The sequence below is a fragment of the Streptomyces sp. DG2A-72 genome (assembly GCF_030499575.1).
Classification (GTDB): domain Bacteria; phylum Actinomycetota; class Actinomycetes; order Streptomycetales; family Streptomycetaceae; genus Streptomyces.
Genome location: NZ_JASTLC010000001.1, coordinates 2,336,188 through 2,353,400 on the forward strand (window position 1 = coordinate 2,336,188; position 17,213 = coordinate 2,353,400).

Annotated in this window: 16 protein-coding genes and 4 pseudogenes; 10 read left to right on the forward strand and 10 right to left on the reverse strand. The window is 70.1% G+C overall.

The genetic code is table 11. From position 1 onward, the window contains the following. The first annotated feature begins 55 nt into the window (after window positions 1-55). Window positions 56-655, forward strand: coding sequence for a TetR/AcrR family transcriptional regulator (locus tag QQY66_RS11160; RefSeq protein ID WP_301979014.1), 600 nt, complete (start codon window positions 56-58; stop codon window positions 653-655). 400 nt (window positions 656-1,055) lie between these two features. Here the strand turns inward: QQY66_RS11160 and QQY66_RS11165 are convergent, their stop codons facing one another. The 4 genes from QQY66_RS11165 to QQY66_RS11180 form a co-directional block, all read right to left on the reverse strand. Next, complete coding sequence (locus QQY66_RS11165; protein WP_301979016.1) at window positions 1,056-1,508, reverse strand: DUF6069 family protein; 453 nt, start codon at window positions 1,506-1,508, stop codon at window positions 1,056-1,058. A 407-nt stretch (window positions 1,509-1,915) separates the two neighbouring features. After that, window positions 1,916-2,824 (reverse strand): fumarylacetoacetate hydrolase family protein, encoded by a 909-nt coding sequence (locus QQY66_RS11170; RefSeq protein ID WP_301979017.1) that lies wholly within the window; start codon window positions 2,822-2,824, stop codon window positions 1,916-1,918. A 32-nt stretch (window positions 2,825-2,856) separates the two neighbouring features. After that, on the reverse strand, window positions 2,857-3,840 hold the full coding sequence (locus tag QQY66_RS11175; protein WP_301979019.1) for an MBL fold metallo-hydrolase: 984 nt from the start codon (window positions 3,838-3,840) through the stop codon (window positions 2,857-2,859). Window positions 3,841-3,882: 42 nt separating this feature from the next. Further along, entirely contained in the window at window positions 3,883-4,953 is a 1,071-nt protein-coding gene (locus tag QQY66_RS11180) for a S9 family peptidase (RefSeq protein ID WP_301979020.1), read from the reverse strand. Between the two features lie 160 nt (window positions 4,954-5,113). Between QQY66_RS11180 and QQY66_RS11185 the strand changes: the two genes are divergently transcribed. Next, window positions 5,114-5,767: a TetR/AcrR family transcriptional regulator gene (locus QQY66_RS11185; protein WP_301979022.1), complete on the forward strand. Its 654-nt coding sequence runs from the start codon at window positions 5,114-5,116 to the stop codon at window positions 5,765-5,767. 555 nt (window positions 5,768-6,322) lie between these two features. Further along, a pseudogene (locus tag QQY66_RS50305) lies at window positions 6,323-6,370 on the forward strand (hypothetical protein); the annotation flags it as partial. 48 nt (window positions 6,371-6,418) lie between these two features. Here the strand turns inward: QQY66_RS50305 and QQY66_RS11190 are convergent. The 3 genes from QQY66_RS11190 to QQY66_RS11200 form a co-directional block, all read right to left on the reverse strand. Then, a complete protein-coding gene (locus QQY66_RS11190) occupies window positions 6,419-6,751 on the reverse strand; it encodes a hypothetical protein (protein ID WP_301979023.1) in 333 nt (110 codons plus the stop codon). 162 nt (window positions 6,752-6,913) lie between these two features. Then, window positions 6,914-7,729, reverse strand: a complete 816-nt coding sequence (locus QQY66_RS11195; protein ID WP_301979025.1) for a DoxX family protein — start codon at window positions 7,727-7,729, stop codon at window positions 6,914-6,916. Window positions 7,730-7,977: 248 nt separating this feature from the next. Beyond that, on the reverse strand, window positions 7,978-8,925 hold the full coding sequence (locus tag QQY66_RS11200; protein ID WP_301979026.1) for an MBL fold metallo-hydrolase: 948 nt from the start codon (window positions 8,923-8,925) through the stop codon (window positions 7,978-7,980). Window positions 8,926-9,071: 146 nt separating this feature from the next. On the opposite strand from QQY66_RS11200, the gene QQY66_RS11205 reads away from it, so the two are divergent. Then, on the forward strand, window positions 9,072-9,704 hold the full coding sequence (locus QQY66_RS11205) for a TetR/AcrR family transcriptional regulator (RefSeq protein WP_301979028.1): 633 nt from the start codon (window positions 9,072-9,074) through the stop codon (window positions 9,702-9,704). 326 nt (window positions 9,705-10,030) lie between these two features. On the opposite strand, the gene QQY66_RS11210 is transcribed toward QQY66_RS11205, so the two are convergent. Beyond that, complete coding sequence (locus QQY66_RS11210; protein ID WP_301979029.1) at window positions 10,031-10,309, reverse strand: hypothetical protein; 279 nt, start codon at window positions 10,307-10,309, stop codon at window positions 10,031-10,033. A gap of 137 nt (window positions 10,310-10,446) precedes the next feature. Here QQY66_RS11210 and QQY66_RS11215 point away from each other — a divergent pair. From QQY66_RS11215 to QQY66_RS11240, 6 genes and pseudogenes are all read left to right on the forward strand, one after another. Beyond that, window positions 10,447-10,716, forward strand: a pseudogene (locus QQY66_RS11215) (transposase); the annotation flags it as partial. 353 nt (window positions 10,717-11,069) lie between these two features. After that, entirely contained in the window at window positions 11,070-12,608 is a 1,539-nt protein-coding gene (locus QQY66_RS11220) for an amino acid adenylation domain-containing protein (protein ID WP_301979031.1), read from the forward strand. Next, the gene (locus tag QQY66_RS11225) at window positions 12,605-13,852 is read left to right on the forward strand and encodes a hypothetical protein (RefSeq protein ID WP_301979032.1); all 1,248 of its coding nucleotides are present in this window, start codon (window positions 12,605-12,607) and stop codon (window positions 13,850-13,852) included. Before QQY66_RS11220 ends, QQY66_RS11225 begins: the two co-directional genes overlap by 4 nt. Window positions 13,853-13,880: 28 nt before the next feature. After that, window positions 13,881-14,649: pseudogene (locus QQY66_RS11230) on the forward strand (enoyl-CoA hydratase-related protein). Between the two features lie 106 nt (window positions 14,650-14,755). After that, on the forward strand, window positions 14,756-15,025 hold the full coding sequence (locus QQY66_RS11235) for a hypothetical protein (protein ID WP_301979033.1): 270 nt from the start codon (window positions 14,756-14,758) through the stop codon (window positions 15,023-15,025). 262 nt (window positions 15,026-15,287) lie between these two features. Next, window positions 15,288-15,890, forward strand: coding sequence for a hypothetical protein (locus QQY66_RS11240; protein WP_301979034.1), 603 nt, complete (start codon window positions 15,288-15,290; stop codon window positions 15,888-15,890). Here QQY66_RS11240 and QQY66_RS11245 read toward each other — a convergent pair. Both QQY66_RS11245 and QQY66_RS11250 read right to left on the reverse strand, forming a co-directional pair. After that, window positions 15,808-16,446 carry a 3-oxoacid CoA-transferase subunit B gene (locus tag QQY66_RS11245; protein ID WP_301979035.1) on the reverse strand — a complete coding sequence of 213 codons (639 nt, stop codon included), beginning with the start codon at window positions 16,444-16,446 and terminating at the stop codon, window positions 15,808-15,810. The two genes, QQY66_RS11240 and QQY66_RS11245, sit on opposite strands and share 83 nt — an antisense overlap. Continuing rightward, window positions 16,443-17,211: pseudogene (locus QQY66_RS11250) on the reverse strand (CoA transferase subunit A). Before QQY66_RS11250 ends, QQY66_RS11245 begins: the two are co-directional and overlap by 4 nt. Window positions 17,212-17,213: the final 2 nt, after the last annotated feature.

The window sequence follows — 17,213 nt, forward strand, 5'->3', positions numbered from 1 at the left end:
CGATACAGCGTATCGATACCTTGTAACGTAACATTGTTGCGTTATGCTGTCAAACATGGGACGCCCACGAGAGCACGACGAACACACCGCCCGAGCCCTCCTTAAGGCGGCGGAGCACGCCATCCAGCGGGATGGGCCGGAGGCCATCTCCATCCGCGGGGTGGCATCGGATGTCGGCACGACCACCCGCGCCGTCTACAGCCTGTTCGGCTCCAAGCAGGGCCTCGTCGCCGCGCTGGCCGCCCACGCCTTCGACCTGCTGCGCACGGGGATGGAGCAACTGCCCGAAACGTCGGCGCCCGACGACGACCTCATCGAGGCCGGCCTGGTGATCCGCCGGTTCGCCCTCGAACACCCCTCCCTCTTCCGCATCGTCTTCCGGAACACGGCGGACCCCTTCATGCGGAGCCAGCTCATGGTCCGCTCCGCATCCGCCCGGGCCCTGGACGTTCTCAAGGCGAAGATGGCGCGGCTCGCAGCCGCGGGACTGCTGGGCACCACCGGCGCCGACGAGGCGACCGTGCACTTCCGCGCGCTCTGCGACGGCCTTGCCGGACTCGAACTCGGTGGCACGTCGGCCATCCCCGCCGACGACGGCGAACGACTGTGGCGCGCAGGACTCCGCGCCCTCGTACGCGGCCTCACCACGCCCTGAACTGCCGACCGGGCGCGCTCTTGCCCACGCCCGGCACCATCCCGCTCAACGCCGGCGGCTGCCGCCCCAGCCTCGCCGAACTGCTCGGCTCCCTGCACCGACCAGGGTGGAGCCTGGCCGATCGTCTTGGCCCCAGCCTGCTCACCGCCCATCTCCACCGTTGACGACGCCAGGCGCGTCGCCTGCACACAACGCTGCGACAGGCCGTCACCACCGTCCGGAAGTGAAGATCACGACCACGACAGGCCCCTACCGACCCACCCGAAGAAGGCAGAGAGAGGACATCCCCCATGCCGCTGCGGGCGGTCCGTATGGTGCCCACGCCGATCCAGGCCCCGATGCCGCCAGGTGGGGCGGCATCGGGACAGCGCACGAAGTCGGCGGATCGGTGCGGCGGCGACTACTTACTGGCGACGTCCAGGGGCAGGATCTTGTGGAAGGTGAAGACCGCGGCAGCTGCCACCACGACGTGCATGACGAGCAGCGCTATCACGCCGACCGCGTCGGCGTGCGGTGTGTAGTCGCTGACGAGCATGGCGAGGTCGGGGATGAAGGAGACAACGACCACGGCGGGGACGAGCTTGCGCAGCAGCGACTCAGGGTCCTTCGAACTTCGCCGGACGATGCTCCAGCCGATGGCGCCGATGACCAGGCCCATCACGGTGAAGAAGATGAACGCGGATGCCTGGAGCGGCTGGAAGTCATCGGAGGCACCGGCGGCGCGAGCGAGGGCGGCGATGGCCGCTTCGACGATCGAGGATGCTGCTGCGGCGGCGAGCAGGCCGCCGATGACGACAGGAGTGCCGGGCCGGCGCAAGGCGGGTGAGGATGGGGCGGAGGTCAGGTTGGACATCAGTGCTCCAGATGGCAGAGTTCTGCGGTGAAGGAGGTAAATCATCAGTCGGGGCGGTGCGTCGGCGGCACGGCATCACGACGTGTGTGGCCGCGCGGTCTCTACCACTGCCATCGCGGACACATTCGACTCCGGTGTCTCCTCCGGCCAGGCCGCAGCGGCGCCGGATCGCGATGCAGGTGAGCACGGATCGAGGCTCAGACGCTGGGGCGCAGGTCCAGGACGTCGTTCACCTGGTCGGCGCGGAGACTCGGTCCAGATACGGGCAAGGTCCGCTGTCCGGGTCACCGGCGCGCATGTCGGCGCCGTCTCCCGCACGATGGCGGTAGACCTGCACACCGCCCGGGGGGGAGATCTGCACGAGAGGGCCGCCTGGGGCCGCCTCGCCGACGGACTCGGTGACGCCATCAGGCGATCCGTGCGGTGATGGCGCCCAGGCGTTCCACGGTGACAGTGACGGTGTCGCCGGAGGCCAGCGGGGGGTGGGCATCACGGCCGTAGCGGCCCCAGAGTTCGGCGAGGCAGCCGCCGCCGCAGGTGCCGGAACCGAGGACGTCGCCGGGTTTGACCCAGGTGCCGCGGGAGGCGTACGCGGCCATCTCGGCGAAGGAGAAGGCCATGGAGGCGAGGCTGTCCTGCCCGATCAGGGTGCCGTTGACGGAGGCGGTCATGGCCAGGTCGAAGGACTTGCCACGGCGGACGGAGGCGAGTTCGTCCGGGGTGACCAGGGCGGGGCCGAGCGTCGTGGCGGTGTCCTTGCCCTTGACGGGGCCGAGGGGCACCTGCATCTCGGCGAACTGGATGTCGCGTGCGGACCAGTCGATCAGGATCGTGTATCCGGCGATGTGGGATTCGGCCTGCTCGGGCGTGAGGTCGGTGCCGGGGCGGCCGATGACGGCGGCCACTTCCAGTTCGAGGTCGAAGGCCCTGCTGCCCGGGGCGATGGGGACCGGCTCGTCGGGGCCGATGATCGCGTAGGGGTTGGTGAAGTAGAAGGCGGGCGCCTCGTACCAGCGCGGAGGGATGGTGGCCTGCGGATCGGCGAGCTTGGCGACGCCCTCGACGTGCTGCTCGAAGACCATGAAGTCGCGGACGGTGGGCGGCTGCGGTAGGGGGGCCAGCAGGGTGGCCTCCTCTTTCTTGCGGACCTGGCGGGGGTCGGTCAGGGCGCGCCGGCCGGCGGCGTCGAGGCGTTCGCCGTCGTCGCCGAGCAGGTCGAGCAGGCGCAGGCCAGGTTCGAGGGCATGGATGACATCCCCGTCGAGGACGCCGACGCGTTCCCCGTCGTCGGGGTGGGTGTAGGTGACGAAACGCATGAGGGGCTCCCGTAGTGGTGGGGGCGCGGAGGTCAGAGTGCGCAGTGCAGGGGGCCGCCGTGGAACGTGACGGCGTCGGTGAACGCGGCAATGACATCGACCGTGTTGGCGTCCGCGTCGGCGTAGGCGCTGTGCAGGTTGAGCACGATGCGTTCCTGATCGGGCCAGTCGGCGAACTCGCCGAGGTCACAGTCGCGGGCGGCCTGAAGGGGTGTCAGGCCGCGGGCGCGGCCGTCGCGGGCGATGCGCTGGACGGCGCGGTAGTAGCGGGCGTGGGCGTCCAGGACGGTGCCGGTCTCCTCCCGGGTGATGAGGGGCCCGTGGCCGGGGACGATGGTCTCGGCCCCGAATGCCGCGAGCCAGTCCAGCGAGCGCAGGGCGCCCTCCAGCGACCCGGTGAGCACCATCGGGGTGACGTGGTGGAAGAGCAGATCGCCGGCGAACAGCACACGCTCGTCGGGGAGCCAGGCGATCAGGTCGCCGGGAGTGTGGGCGGTGTGTCCGGGGTGGTGGACCTCGATCCACCGGCTACCGGTGTGCAGGGTCGTTTCACGGTCGACGGTCACGTTGGGCGGTCGGTGGCGGGCGATGCCCCAGTCCGGTGCGGGCGCCCAGATCGGCGGCAGGGAGGTCAGCACGGTGTCCGCGAGGATCGACTCGCGGGTCTCCGAGTGGGCCAGGATGGGCACGTGCGGGGGCAGCAGGGCGTTGCCGTGACTGTGGTCGCCGTGCGCGTGGGTGGTGACGGCGGCCATGAGCGGCGCGTCGGCCGAGGCCTCGGCGACGGCCGCGAGAAAGGCTCGGGTGCGCTGCGCGGTCGCGCAGGTGTCGATGAGCACGGCGCCGTCCTCGCCCAGGACGGCACCGGCGTTGTTCAGCCACCAGGTGCCGTCGGGCTGGAGCCAGGCGTGCACGCCGGGCACGACCTCCACCAGGCGCGCGTCCTGCTCGCCTGACCGGCTGCGGGGCTTTGGCACGGAGGCGGACACCGCGAAGGGGTAGTGCTGTTCGGGCATGGCTGGTCCTCGTGTCAGGGGGATTCCTGGTGGCGGCCGGGATCAGGCCAGTTGGTCGCGGAGCCACTGCAGGCTCCAGGGGAGGATCTCCCGCGCCTTCTGCAGGGCGCAGTGCGTGGCGTTCGGCACCAGACGCACAATGGTGTTCGGACGGGTTTCCAGCGCCTCGGAGTCTTCGGCCGGGACGTGCTGGTCCTCGGCTCCGTTGACGTACAGCAGCGGCACCGGATCGCTGCCCCAGTCGTCCAGCAGCCCCTGGGCGCGCAGCGAGAACTCGCTCATGGCGGCCTGGAGTTCGGCGGGGCTCGGCTCGGCGTCCAGCCGCAGGGAGTTGCCGAAGATGCCGGGCATGCCGAACCGGAGCCGGGCGACGGCCTCGGGGCTGAAGGCGGTGTCGATGAGCCCGCCGACGCTCACCGCGGCGTCGACCATCCCGAGCAGGGCCAGCTTGATCGTCCAGTGCCCGCCGAAGCTGAAGCCGGTGGCGCCAACCCGGCGTGCCTCGGGGAAGCGGCGCCGCATCCAGTCGATGATCCCGGCGATGTACCGCTCACCGTCGGGCCCATTGGGCACCGGCGACTCGCCGGTGCCGGCCATGTCGAAGGTGACCACCCGCGCGCCGATCATCCGAGCCGTCGCGACAGCGGTGGGATGCACCTCGGTCTTCCAGGTGTCGACGCCGCTGAAGACCAGGACGACGGGGGCGTCCGACGGCAGGTTCCCGGGGAGGTAGAGATGGATGGGGACCTCGACCACCTGTCCGCGGAAGTGCACGCCGATCACGTGTCGCTCAAAGGGCACCTCGAAGCCGGGCGAGGCCTGCAGGAAGGTGCGCAGTTGGTGGTCGTAGGCGCGGGCGTGGGCGGCGTTGCCGAGGACGGGGAACTTGGCGATCCCGTACAGACGGCTGGCCAGCAGGGGATCCCCGTCCTTCTCGGCCCGCTCCGCGAGGAGGGACCACTCGTGCGCCCAGCCCCCGGGACCGTCGGCCCACAGATCGCGGATGCGGCGGGACATCTCGTCAAGAACTGCGGGATCGGTGCCGAACAGGGTCCATTGCGGCGTGCGCTCCTCGATGAGCTCGGCGGGATCGACAGGGAAGGTGTACGGCATGCGGCCCTCCGGGTGCGTGAGAAGGCGGGACCACCGAGTACGGCCTCACCCCGGTAGTATCATGCACCTTTATGCACGCATACATCAAGGTGCATGAATAGAATGGACTCAACCGCACCCGAGCACCCCCCGGCAGCCGCATCGAAGCGAGGAGACATCCGTGACCCGATCACCCGCGACCTCCGCGGCCGGCGCCAGCCCGGCCGGGCAACCGCTCGGCCGCAGGGAGCGGCAACGCCAGAGGATCCGCGCGGCGATCCTGGACGCGGCCCTCGAGCTCTTCGCCGAGCAGGGGTACGCCGCGACGACCATCGACGAGATCGCCGAACGGGCTGACCTGGCCCGGCGCACGGTCTTCAACCACTTCCCCCGCAAGCGGTACATGCTCGACGGCTGGTCGGCCGAGCGCCGCGAACTCGTGGTCGCCCGGCTGGCACAGGAGGACGTGCGCCAGGCCCCCGCCCGCCGTCAGCTCGAACTCCAGATGGACGCCCTGACCGAGGCCAACGAGCAGGACCCCAGGATGGCCCGCGTCATCTCGCTGGGATGGCTGAGCGAACTGGGGACCTTCGAGAGCCCATTCCCGGTCTTCGACACCTTCCGCGACAGCGTCCGTCTCGGCCAGGAGACCGGCGACTTCCGCCCCTCCCCCTCCCCCGAGACCGTCGCGGAAGCCCTCAGCGCCTGCTACACCGACACCCTCCACCGCTGGCTCCAGGCAGGCCAGCACACCGACAAGCCTTTCCCTCTCGCCCCGGCCCTGCGGGCGAAGCTGGACCTGATCCTGGACGGCCTGACGGCATCTCGGGCATGAGCACGAGGGGTGGCATCCGTCGCCATCTGCGCCTCCCGAGGTCCATGCGAGCACTCCCAGGACACACTCAGTCCCGGCCGTGTGTGTCCGGGGCGATTCGGCGCTGCGGCCTGAGAGCGAGCCAACCGGCGCCAGATTGCGTACGTACCATGAAGTGGCGGGACAGCCTCTGTCGGCCGACAGGCATGCAAGGCCCCGCATGTCACCGGCAGGTCTTCTGCCCTGCCACATGCGCCTGCTCCCTCCGTCCAACGACGACGACTGCCCCAGCCCTGACCCGCTGACCGCCCCGAGCCCACTACGAGGTTCGCCACCTGAACTCGCACCCACCATGACCGTGGCCGCGACATACGGCTCTGATCCACTTCTTGTGGGGCGGTGACGCTGCGTCATAAGACGCTGGAAGGATGGCCGTCCGTGTGATTGCGGCGTGTTTTTGACGGTCTTCTCCCCTCTGGACCCGTGGTGGTCGAGCAGGTCACGGTGGACGACGATGTCGTGGCCCTCGCGGCTCGGACGGTGAGCCGGGAGGCGGCCGGCCCCGACTGCGGCGCGGTGTCCGGCCGCGTCCACGGCGGCTACCGGCGGCGCCTGGCCGACTTCGCGGTTGCCGGGCGGAAGGTCGTGATCGACCTGGCGGTGCGGCGGTTCCTATGCCCGGTAGCAGAGTGCAGCCGTCGCACGTTCGTCGAGCAGGTGGACGGCGATCGCGGTGAGGGCGAGTCCGTTGTTGTAACCGTCAGCGAGAGCTCGTTCGGTGAGTGGGGCAAGTTTGGCGCTGAGCGGCCCGAGTTCGGCGGTGTGCAGGGCCATGGGCCCGCCCGCGTCGAGGACGGCTGCGGCGGTGCCGTGTTCGGCGGGCGTGAGTCCCGCGCCGGCCAGGCCGTCCGTCAGTCGGCTGGTTGCCATGCCGAGGGCGACGGCACCGACCACGGCCGGGCCGAGAGTCTGGCCGACGGCGCCGGCCAACCGGCTCCGTGCCACCGAGCTACTCGATCGCCGGGGACAGCGGTTGGGTGATAGTGCTGCGGACTCCTCGCCCGGCAAGCACCGCGCCCTCCTCCGGCTGTACCGGAGCGCGGGCCTCCCGCAAGCGGCTGCGGGGGACCGCTCCGGGTTCGAGGTGGCTCGGCGGAAGCACCCCGGTCAACTCCCGGACACCTCATGCGTGGTGGTGTTCCTTGCCGCAGGCGTGGACGACCTGCGCTGATGCATCAGGACTCCTATGAAGCCCGCGAGGAATCCGCTGATCAGTCCCGTGACCGCGTGGTTGGTCGCGTTGGCGCCGACACCGCTGGGCATGCCGACCACAGCGTAGTTGGCGAGGGCGCTCATCACGGCGCCGAAAACTCCGCCGATGAGGCCGCTGACGGCCGCAGCACGGACGGCGGAGGGTTGGGCGATGGCAGGCCGTGACGCCTTGCCACCACCTGCCGGCCTGGGGTCGGCCGGGGCGCCGCCGCGCTCCAGGCCGATGACACGGTCGACCGCGAGCGGCCCCGGACCGGCGAGCACGACCACCAGCAGGGCCGCGATGACCATGAGAGCAAAATCCACTCCGGAGCCGTAGTCGGAGGCCGGAGCTGACACCGGGCTGAAGAAACCGACGTCCCCGCTCACCAGGGCGATGGCGACGGTGAGATGTAGGGTGAGCAGGGCTGCCATGAGCCGCGAGACCAGGCCGATCAGGAGGAAGGCTCCTCCCACGGTCTCCAGCAGCGCCACGACCCAGGCCATCAGCGCGGGAGCGGGTACACCGAGTTGGTGCTGCAGGAACGCGGCGAAGCCGGAGGATCCGTCGATGATCTTCTGCAGGCCGTGGAGGAGCAGAACGAGCCCGCTCAGCGTTCGGGCCACCAGTGGGGCGATGCCCTGGTGGCGGTGGATTCGGGCGAGCCCGAAAACCGCGCGGAGCGGCCGGTCGACGTGGGATGCGGCGACTTGTGGGTGCGATGCGGTCATGAGCAGGTGCCTTCCGAGGCGGGATGGGGTCGATGAGAGCGCGCGAAGAGCGCGGATGCGGTGCCCATTGCACAGTGGTCGTCTCTGGTCAGGACGCGATGCGTCCGTAATGCGGCGCGCCTGGCTGTTGCGAGTCCAAACGCTGTTCGGAGAGGGCGTTCTGCGCCCCCCGTACGGGCCGGGCCTTGGGATGGTCCGGGGGAACGACCGGCGCGAAGAGGCTGATCAGACCGAGCGAGGCTCGGCGATCAGAAATCGAGGTGGGGGCAGGCGAGTTCGGCCATGCGGCCGAACAGGCCGGGGCCGTCGAGCGGGGGCATGGAGGGGTCGAGTTCCCGGTAGACGGTGTGCACATTGACGGCGAGCCGTTCGCTCTCGTCCAGCTCGGCGAAGCGGCCGAGGCGGATGTCGCGTGCGGCGTCCAGGGCGGGCATTCCGGCGGTGAACCGGGTGGTTGCCTGCGTGTGGACGAATTCGAGGTAGTCGCGGATGTCCCGGACGGTCTTCTTGGTGGTGACCGGTCCGTGCCCGGGCACGATGGTGTCGGCGTCGAGACCGAGGAGCAGGTCGCAGGCGGCGAGCCAGTTGGTGAACGGGCCGTGCCACACGATGGGCGTGGCGCCGGCGAACACGATGTCGCCGGTGTAGACGACTCCGGCCCGTGGTACGTGGACGATCGTGTCGCCAGCGCTGTGCGCCGGTCCCACGTCGATCAGGCGGACCTCCGTACCGCCGACGTCCAGCACCAGCTCGCCCTCGAAGACGCGGCCCGGGAGGACGGGTTCGATGCCGGTGTAGTCGAAGGCGCCGAAGATCCGGCGGGCGAACCGCCCGGTGAGGTCCGGAGCGGCGGTCAGCTGTCGCATCTCGGCCGGACCCACCTGGCGCATGTCGGCCAGTGAGCCTCGGGCCGCGATGATCTCGGTATGGGCTACGAGCTGGTTGCCGAACCAGTGGTCGCCGTTGCCGTGGGTGTTGACCACGGTCGAGATGGGTGCGGTGGCGGTGACCGGAGTCAGGGCCTCGAGCATGGCCCGGGTAAGTCGCAGGTCGTAGAGGGTGTCGACGAGTAGGGACGCGTCCCGCCCGACGACCAGCCCGGCATTACTCATGCCCCAGCCGCCCCGGCCCGGCAGCCAGGCATGACAGCCGCCGCCGACGTCGACACGGCCCACGATGGGGATTGCGGAAGCCACGTTGCCTCCTGTTCGCGTCCTGCGGGGTCGCGAGATAAAAATCCATTGTTGGACTAACGCCCATTAATGGAGGAGAATCTAGAGTCAGCCTGTAAGGGGGTCAAGAGGCGTGCAGTGCCGTGCTGTGCTGTGCTGTACTGGAGGCCATGAAGATCCCGGACGCAGGAGCCGCTCCCCAGCGCGACGCACCCGTCCTCGGGCGCCGCGAGCGGAAGCGGCAGCAGGCGCGCGACCAGCTGTATGAGGCTGCGGTGGGGCTGTTCGTCGCCCAGGGGTACGAGGCGACGACCATGGAGCAGATCGCCGAGTCCGCCGACGTCGCCCGGGCCACCGTCTTCAACCACTTCTCGCAGAAGGTCGGCTTTCTGAAGGAGTGGGGCGCCCGCCGCCGGGCCCGGGTCGCAGCGATCCTCGGCCAGGAGCACGCCGAGAACCTGCCGGTCGGCGACCAGCTGCGCCGCTACCTGCGGGAGATGGCAGACCTCAACGTCGCCACCCGCGCGGAGACCACTGTCCTGATGGACGCCTCCGCACGCTTCGGCCGACTGATGCAGGACCCGTCGCTCGAAACCGAACTTGCGAAGATCGTCGAAGAAGGGCAACGACGCGGCGAGATCCGCCCCGAGGTCGACCCCGGCCAGGCCGGCGCCCTGCTCGCGGCCTGCTACTTCTCCTCCGTGCTGCGCTGGATCCGGGAGGAGCCGCCGCCCTTCGACCTGCCCGGCCGCCTCGTTGGGGCCCTCGACATCATCCTGCTGGGCGCCCTCACCGCTCCGTGATCGGCGCGGAGGGACGGGCGGGCGCAGGCGAAGCGTCGCGCCGCCGAACTCCGCGAGCGCCACGGAAACAGAGGATCTCAGGTCAACTGGGCCTCCGGAACGGCTCCGGACGGTGTGCGGACACCCGGGATCGTGCCCCCCCCGCGCGCCGGGCGCCGGGCATATGGTGCCGGTGTAGACACCACTGACGAAAGGGCCGAATGGCCATCGCGCCCACGCGTGGGGCGCACCGGCTTCCTGAACTGCGTCCCCTTGTCGGCGGCGGCTGAACCGTGGTTCTGGATCACCTTCAGTGCCGGAGCTACGAAGGGTCACCAAAACCGCGATCATGAACCGCCGTGGGTGACGTCTTCCCCGGCGACGGCCCCGCTGTCCCGCAGTCCTCCGTCGGTCACGACCCCGGCCGCGCAGCGCTGGTGGGCGCGCAGGGCGAGGATGTCGCCGAGGGTGCCGGCGGAGGTGTCCCGGCGGGCGTCCATCACCGTGACGTGTCCGGGCCTGAGTTCCGCGATCGCCCGTTTCTGGGCGTTCATGCCGGTGCTGTACCGCTTGAACAGGTCCTCGCGCAGCGGCAGATAGCGCAGAGGCAGACCTGACCGCACCACTGGCCCAGCGCGTCAGCCACTGGACCGTGCACTACACCGCACGCCACCGCAGGACGAACCTCCTGCGCTCCCTGGCCGAGCAATGGTGAACCGCCCCGGTTCGAATGGAGACTCGATTCCGCGTAAGGGCCAGAGTCATGGCACGTCCCTCCTCCTACCCGCCTGAGCTGCGCAAGCGTGCGGTGCGCATGGTTGCCGAGGTCCGCGGTGACTACCCGACCGAGTCCGCCGCGATCAACGCGATCATGGTGAAGCTGGGCATCGGCTCGCGCGAGACGCTGCGCAAGTGGGTCTGCCAGGAGCAGATCGACTCCGGGCAGCGTCCGGGGACGACGACGGAGGAGTCCGAGCAGATCAAGGCGATGAAGAAGGAGATCGCCGAACTGAGGCGGGCCAACGAGATCCTGGCCCGGGCCGACGGGGCGGCACATCGCTGGAGCGTGCCGCGCGAGCCCCATTGAGGCGTGCCCCCGCGGTGGAGGTGTCGATCAGCTCTCCACCGGGCTGCGGAGGTACCCCTGCACGTTGCATGGGCCCAGTGCAGCACAGACGTACACAGGTATTGACCCTCACCGAGTGCATCTTTAGATTGCACCTCATTAGCGGACTCTAGTCTATCAATAGATTCCCATCTCGACTTTGGTGACCTGCGCCTGACCTGGGCCATGCTCGACGGGCCAGCGCCGGTGACCGGCGCCGCGCACGTCTCGACCGTGGCCAATACCCACGGCACCGGCGACCACCAGGAGGCCCCGCGACCATGTCCTTGCGTCAATTGAGCCACCTCACCCCCCGCGACCAGCGTCTCTTCTGGGAGTACGGCCGCGGCCCCACCGTCCCCGTCCCCGACCCGCTCGTCCACCGAGCCGTCGAACGGCAGGCCGCGACCGCCCCGCACACCGTGGCCGCCGAGCACCTGGGCGACCGGACCGACCGGATCACCTACGGCGAGCTCGACCGGCACGCCGACGCCCTCGCCGCCCGGCTGGCCCGCGAGGGCGTACGCCCCGGTGACCACGTCGGCCTCTTCGTGCGCCGCTCGATCCCGATGCTCGTCGGCCTGCTCGGCATCCTCAAGGCGGGCGCCGCCTACGTCCCGCAGGACATCGGCCTGGCGCCCCCGGCCCACCTCGCCCACGTCGTCCGCACCGCCCGCACCCGCGTCGTCCTCACGGTTGCCGAGCACGCCCACCGCGTGCCGCTGCCCGACGGCCACCGGATGATCACGCTGGACGCGCCACAGCCGTACGCCCCGAAACCGCGCACGCCGGTCCGCCCCGACGACGGCTGCTACGTCCTGTTCACCTCCGGCACCACCGGCCGGCCCAACGGTGTGAAGGTCACCCACCGCAACGTCGCCAATATCCTGCTCACCGAACCCGGCGGCCTCGGCATCCGCCCCGGCGACCGGGTCGCCCAGCTCCTCAACGTCGCCTTCGACATGGCCGCCTGGGAGATCCTGGGCTGTCTCACCCACGGCGGCACCCTCGTCATCCGCGGCAAGGACATCGCGGCGGCCGCCCGCACCGCCGACGTCCTCATCGCGACCCCGACCGTGCTGTCCGGCATCGATCCGACGGCCTGCCCGAACGTCCGTACGGTCGCCGTGGCCGGGGAGCCCTGCCCGCGTCCGCTCGCCGACCGGTGGGCCCGCACCGCCGCCTTCCACAACTGCTGCGGCCCGACCGAGACGACCATCGTCAACACCATGCACCGCCATCGCCCGTCCGACCCGCTGCTCAGCATCGGCCGCCCCACCCCCAACAACACGGTCTACGTCCTCGACGCCGACCGCCGCCCGCTGCCCATCGGCGAGGTGGGGGAGATGTGGGCGGGCGGCGACTGCGTGTCGGCCGGCTATCTGGGCAACGACGCCCTCAACGCCGAGCGCTACGCCCCGGACCCGTTCCTGGGCGCCGGCCACCGGATGTTCCGCACCCGCGACCTCGGCCGCTGGACCGCCGACGGCGCACTCGAACACCTCGGCCGCACCGACGACCAGGTCAAGGTGCGCGGCTTCCGGGTCGAGCTCGACTGCGTCTCCTCTGTGCTGGAGCGGGTCGAGGGCTGCCTGCGCGCGGTGACCCTGAAGCGGGACGCCCGCACCCTCGTCTCCTTCGTCTGCCCGGCGGACGTCGACCCCGACACGGCCCGGCGCGCGGTGGCGGACGCGCTGCCGTACTACTGCGTCCCCGAATATGTCATGCCGCTGCCATTCTTACCCGAGACCGACCGCGGCAAGATCGACAAACAGGCACTGCTGCGGATGGTCGAGGAGCGCATGGCGGTGGCCCGATGACCACGTCGCTCCGCCGCGAGGCCGTCGAACTGCCCCCGCTCACCTCGCTCCCGCGCCGCCTGCTCAAGCACCCACGCCTGATGCACCACAACCGCCTGGCGGCGCTCGTCCTGACGGCCAACCTGGCCTTCCTGTGGGCGAGTTGGTCCCCCACCCCGCGGACCATGGGCCACGCGGCCCTCGCCAACCTGGCCCTCGCCGTCCTCGTCCGTCAGCAGTACGTCATCAACCTCTTCTTCCGGCTGGCCACCTGGGCGCCGCCCACCTGGCCGCTGAAGATCCGCTGGACGCTGGGCAAGGTGTACCACTTCGGCGGGCTGCACATCGGCGGGGCGCTCGCGGGCGCCGCCTGGTTCCTGGCGCTGCCCCTCACCGGGGCCGACGGAGCACTGGCGGTGGTGAGCTGGACCCTGGTCGCCCTGCTCGCCGTGATCGTCGCCACCGCCCTCCCGCCGTTCCGCTCCCGCCACCACGACCACTTCGAGAAGATCCACCGCTTCGGCGGCTGGAGCGCCCTCGCCCTCTTCTGGATCCACACGCTGCTGTCCACGCCGGGCCCGGTGGAGGTGGGTGTCCTGGCGGTCGTCACCTTCAGCGTCGCGCTGCCCTGGCTACGGCTGCGCAAGGTCGACGTCCGCCTCGAACGGCCCTCCCCGCACGTCGTCCTGGCCCGCATCGACCACGGCGAGACCCCCTTCGCGGGCTCCTCGACGGCGATCAGCCGCAGCCCGCTGAAGGAGTGGCACTCCTTCGCCAACGTCCCGGCCCCCGGCGAGTCCGGCTTCCGGCTCACCATCTCGCGCGCCGGGGACTGGACGGGCGCCTTCATCGACGACCTGCCCTCCCGGGTATGGGTCAAGGGCATCACCACGGCGGGCGTCGCCAACATCGAGACCCTGTTCAAGAAGGTGGTCTACGTCGCCACCGGCAGCGGCATCGGCCCCTGTCTGCCCCATCTGCTGGCCGCCGAGGTCCCCTCCCGCCTGGTCTGGGCGACCCGGGACCCCCGCACGACCTACGGCGACGCCCTCGTCGACGAGATCCTCGCCGTCCAGCCCGACGCCCTCATCTGGGACACCTCCCGGCACGGCAAGCCCGACATGGTGCGCCTCGCGTACGCCGCGTACCGCGACTTCGGTGCCGAGGCGGTGATCTGCATCTCCAACAAGAAGCTCACCTGGCAGGTCGTACACGGACTGGAGCGGCGCGGGATACCGGCGTACGGCGCGATCTGGGACTCGTAACTCTGCACTCCGCGCATAGGAGCGGAAGATGAACAACCTCAAGATCGAACGCGACGGCGCCGTGGTGACCGTACGCCTGCACCGCCCGCAGGTGCTCAACGCCCTCAGCGGTGGCCTGCTGGCCGAACTCCTGGACACCCTGCGCCCGTTGGACGCCGACCCCGAGGTGGGCTGCTTCGTCGTCACCGGCTCGGAGAAGGCGTTCGCGGCGGGCGCCGACATCAAGGAGATGGCGGGAAAGACGGCCGCGGAGATGGCGGCCGAGGACTGACTTCGGGAACTGGGAGGACTTCACGGCCCTCCGCACCCCGAAGATCGCCGCCGTCAACGGCTATGCCCTCGGCGGCGGTTGCGAGCTGGCGATGATGTGCGATCTGGCCATCGCGGGCGAGTCGGCGGTCTTCGGCCAGCCGGAGATCAAGCTCGGCGTGATCCCCGGCATCGGCGGCACCCAGCGCCTGACCCGTCTCGTCGGCCGGGCGAAGGCGATGGACCTGATCCTCACCGGCCGCACGATGGACGCGCGGGAGGCTGCAAGCTGCGGTCTCGTCTCCCGAGTCGTCCCGGACGACCAGGTCCTGCCCGCGGCCCGGCAAGCAGCCGCAACGATCGCCTCGTACGGCCGCGCAGCCGTCACGGCGGCCCGCGAGTGCGTCGACCGAGCCCTCGAAACCGGCCTGCGCGACGGCCTTCTCTTCGAACGCCGCGTCTTTCACGCCCTGTTCGCGACCGATGACCAGAAGGAGGGCATGACCGCGTTCCTGGAGAAACGGCCGCCCGTCTTCAAGGGGCGCTGAGGGTCCCGCCGTGCGGTGTGGCCGGCGATGCGCCCGATCCGCCGACCACACCTGCGGCCGTCGCCCACGTTCGTTCCGTTCACAATTGTTGACGTCCAAGCGACGCATGACCAGCAGTCCCCCCAGCTTCGCCGACACCGACACCGACACCTGGCACCGCGCCCTGGCCGAGGTACCTGGCCCGGACCGCGCCGAGGCGGTGGCCGAAGAGCTCGCCGGGCTGCTGGACTTCCTCACCGAGCGGGGGCTGGCCGACTGTCGTCAACTGCTCCCTGGTACCGGGCGACGGCACCACCGCCCACTACGCCCGGCTGCGCGGCCCTCGGCCGAGAAGACCGCACACCACCGCGCGCGGGATCAGCACCGGCGCACATGACCGGTTGAACCAGCGACCGGCTCATCGCCGACCGCGCGGGTCACGGGATTCCGCACCATGCCGCAGCCCGAGTCCAAGATCTGCGTCCGCCCTCGGACGGCACGACCCGCGGCACGCCCAGGCGGCGCCCTCCCACAAATGGCACCGACAACGGCTGAACGACAACGTCGACCCGAACTGATGCCCGATTAGGTGGGGTGAAATGCCAAGAACTCGACTTGCTCGCATCGCTCGCAGTCTGTTCCTCATAGCCGCCGGCGCGATGCCGGTCCTGTCCATCCCGCTGGCCGTCAGCGGTTTCCTGCCCATGCACGCCGAGGCGCTGTTCCTGGTGGCCCCCATGTCGTTGCTGGCCGGGGCCCTCATGATGCGGCACTCACCAGAAGCGGCATGGGCTCTGAAGGGCTTGATCGCCGGGCTGGTCGCGGTGACCGCCTATGACGCGATCCGGATCCCCATGCTGCTCGCCGGAGTCTGGCCGGACTTCATCCCCCGCCTTGGTGGATGGGTCCTCGGCAACGACGGAACGCACCTGCTCACCGGATACCTGTGGCGTTACCTGGGTGACGGCGGAGGAATCGGCCTGGCCTTCTTCGTCTTCTGCGGAATGGTGGCATCAGTCCGCCCCGCCCTGATCTCCGCTCACCCGATCCTGCTGTCCATCGGCTACGGAATCTTCATATGGAGCGGGCTCCTTGTCACGGTCGCCGTCATTCCCCATGGCGCAGCCATGCTTTTCCCCCTGAACCCGGTGAGCTTTTCCCTGAGTCTTCTGGGGCATCTCATCTACGGTGGCGTGCTTGGCCTGTTCCTGTCGCGGACGGTGGATCGAACCGCCATGGGAGCGGCTTCGCAACCTCGGTGACACGGCCTCCGCAAGCCGCGGTGACCGTGCGTCGGCCCGTGATGATCCGGTGGACACACGCCTCGCCCGTGAGCGGGAGGGCGCACTCCATGAGGATCTTCGGACTGCAGTCCTTGGCGGTGTGTTCCATGAGGACGATGACACGGCGGGCGCCGTGGACCAGATCCATCGCCCCACCCATGCCCTTGACCATCTTGCCGGGGATCATCCAGTTGGCCAGGTCACCGTGCTGCGACACCTGCATGGCGCCGAGTACGGCGGTGTCGATGTGCCCGCCGCGGATCATGCCGAAGGACAGGGCCGAGTCAAAGAAGGAGGCCCCCGGCAGGACGGTGACGGTCTCCTTGCCGGCGTTGATCAGGTCCGGGTCGACCTGGTCGGCGGTCGGGTAGGGGCCGGTGCCGAGGATGCCGTTCTCGGAGTGCAGGACGACGTGCACGCTGGACGGGAGGTGGCCGGGGATCAGGGTGGGCAGGCCGATGCCGAGGTTGGCGTAGGAGCCGTCGGTGAGTTCGGCGGCGGCGCGGGCGGCCATCTGGTCGCGGGTCCAGCTCATGCGCGTATGGTCCCTCGTGTCGAAGACGCGGAAATGGAAAGGTGTTCGATCTCTTTGTCACCGGCCTGAGCGGCCGTCAGCTTCACCACTCGCTGCACGAAGACGCCCGGAAGGTGCACCTCGTCGGCGCTCAACTCGCCCGGTTCCACGAGTTCTTCGACCTCGGCGACGGTGATGCGGCCGGCCATCGCCGCGAGGGGTTGAAGTTGGCCGACGCCTTGCGGAAGACCAGGTTGCCGTGCCGGTCGCCGCGCCAGGCCCGTACGAGGGCGAAGTCCGTGGTGATGCCGTGCTCCAGGACGTACGGGCGGCCGTGGAGGTCGCGGGTCTCCTTGGGCGGGCAGGCGACGGCGACCGTGCCGTCGGAGGCATACCGCCAGGGCAGACCGCCGCGCGCCACCTGCGTGCCCACGCCCGCCGGTGTGTAGAAGGCGGGGATGCCCGCGCCGCCCGCCCGCAGCCGCTCGGCGAGCGTGCCCTGCGGGACGAGCTCGACCTCCAACTCGCCGGACAGGTACTGGCGGGCGAACTCCTTGTTCTCCCCGTCACACGCGCGATGCGGCCGGAGGCGAGCAGCACGCCCAGGCCGCGCCCGTCGACACCGCAGTTGTTCGAGACGACGGACAGACCCGTGGCGCCCCGCTCGTGCAGGGCTCGGATCAGGGCCTCGGGTACACCGCTGAGGCCGAAGCCACCGACGGCCAGCGACGCGCCGTCGGAAATGACGGCGACCGCTTCGGCGGCGCCGGAACTCACTTTGTCCATAG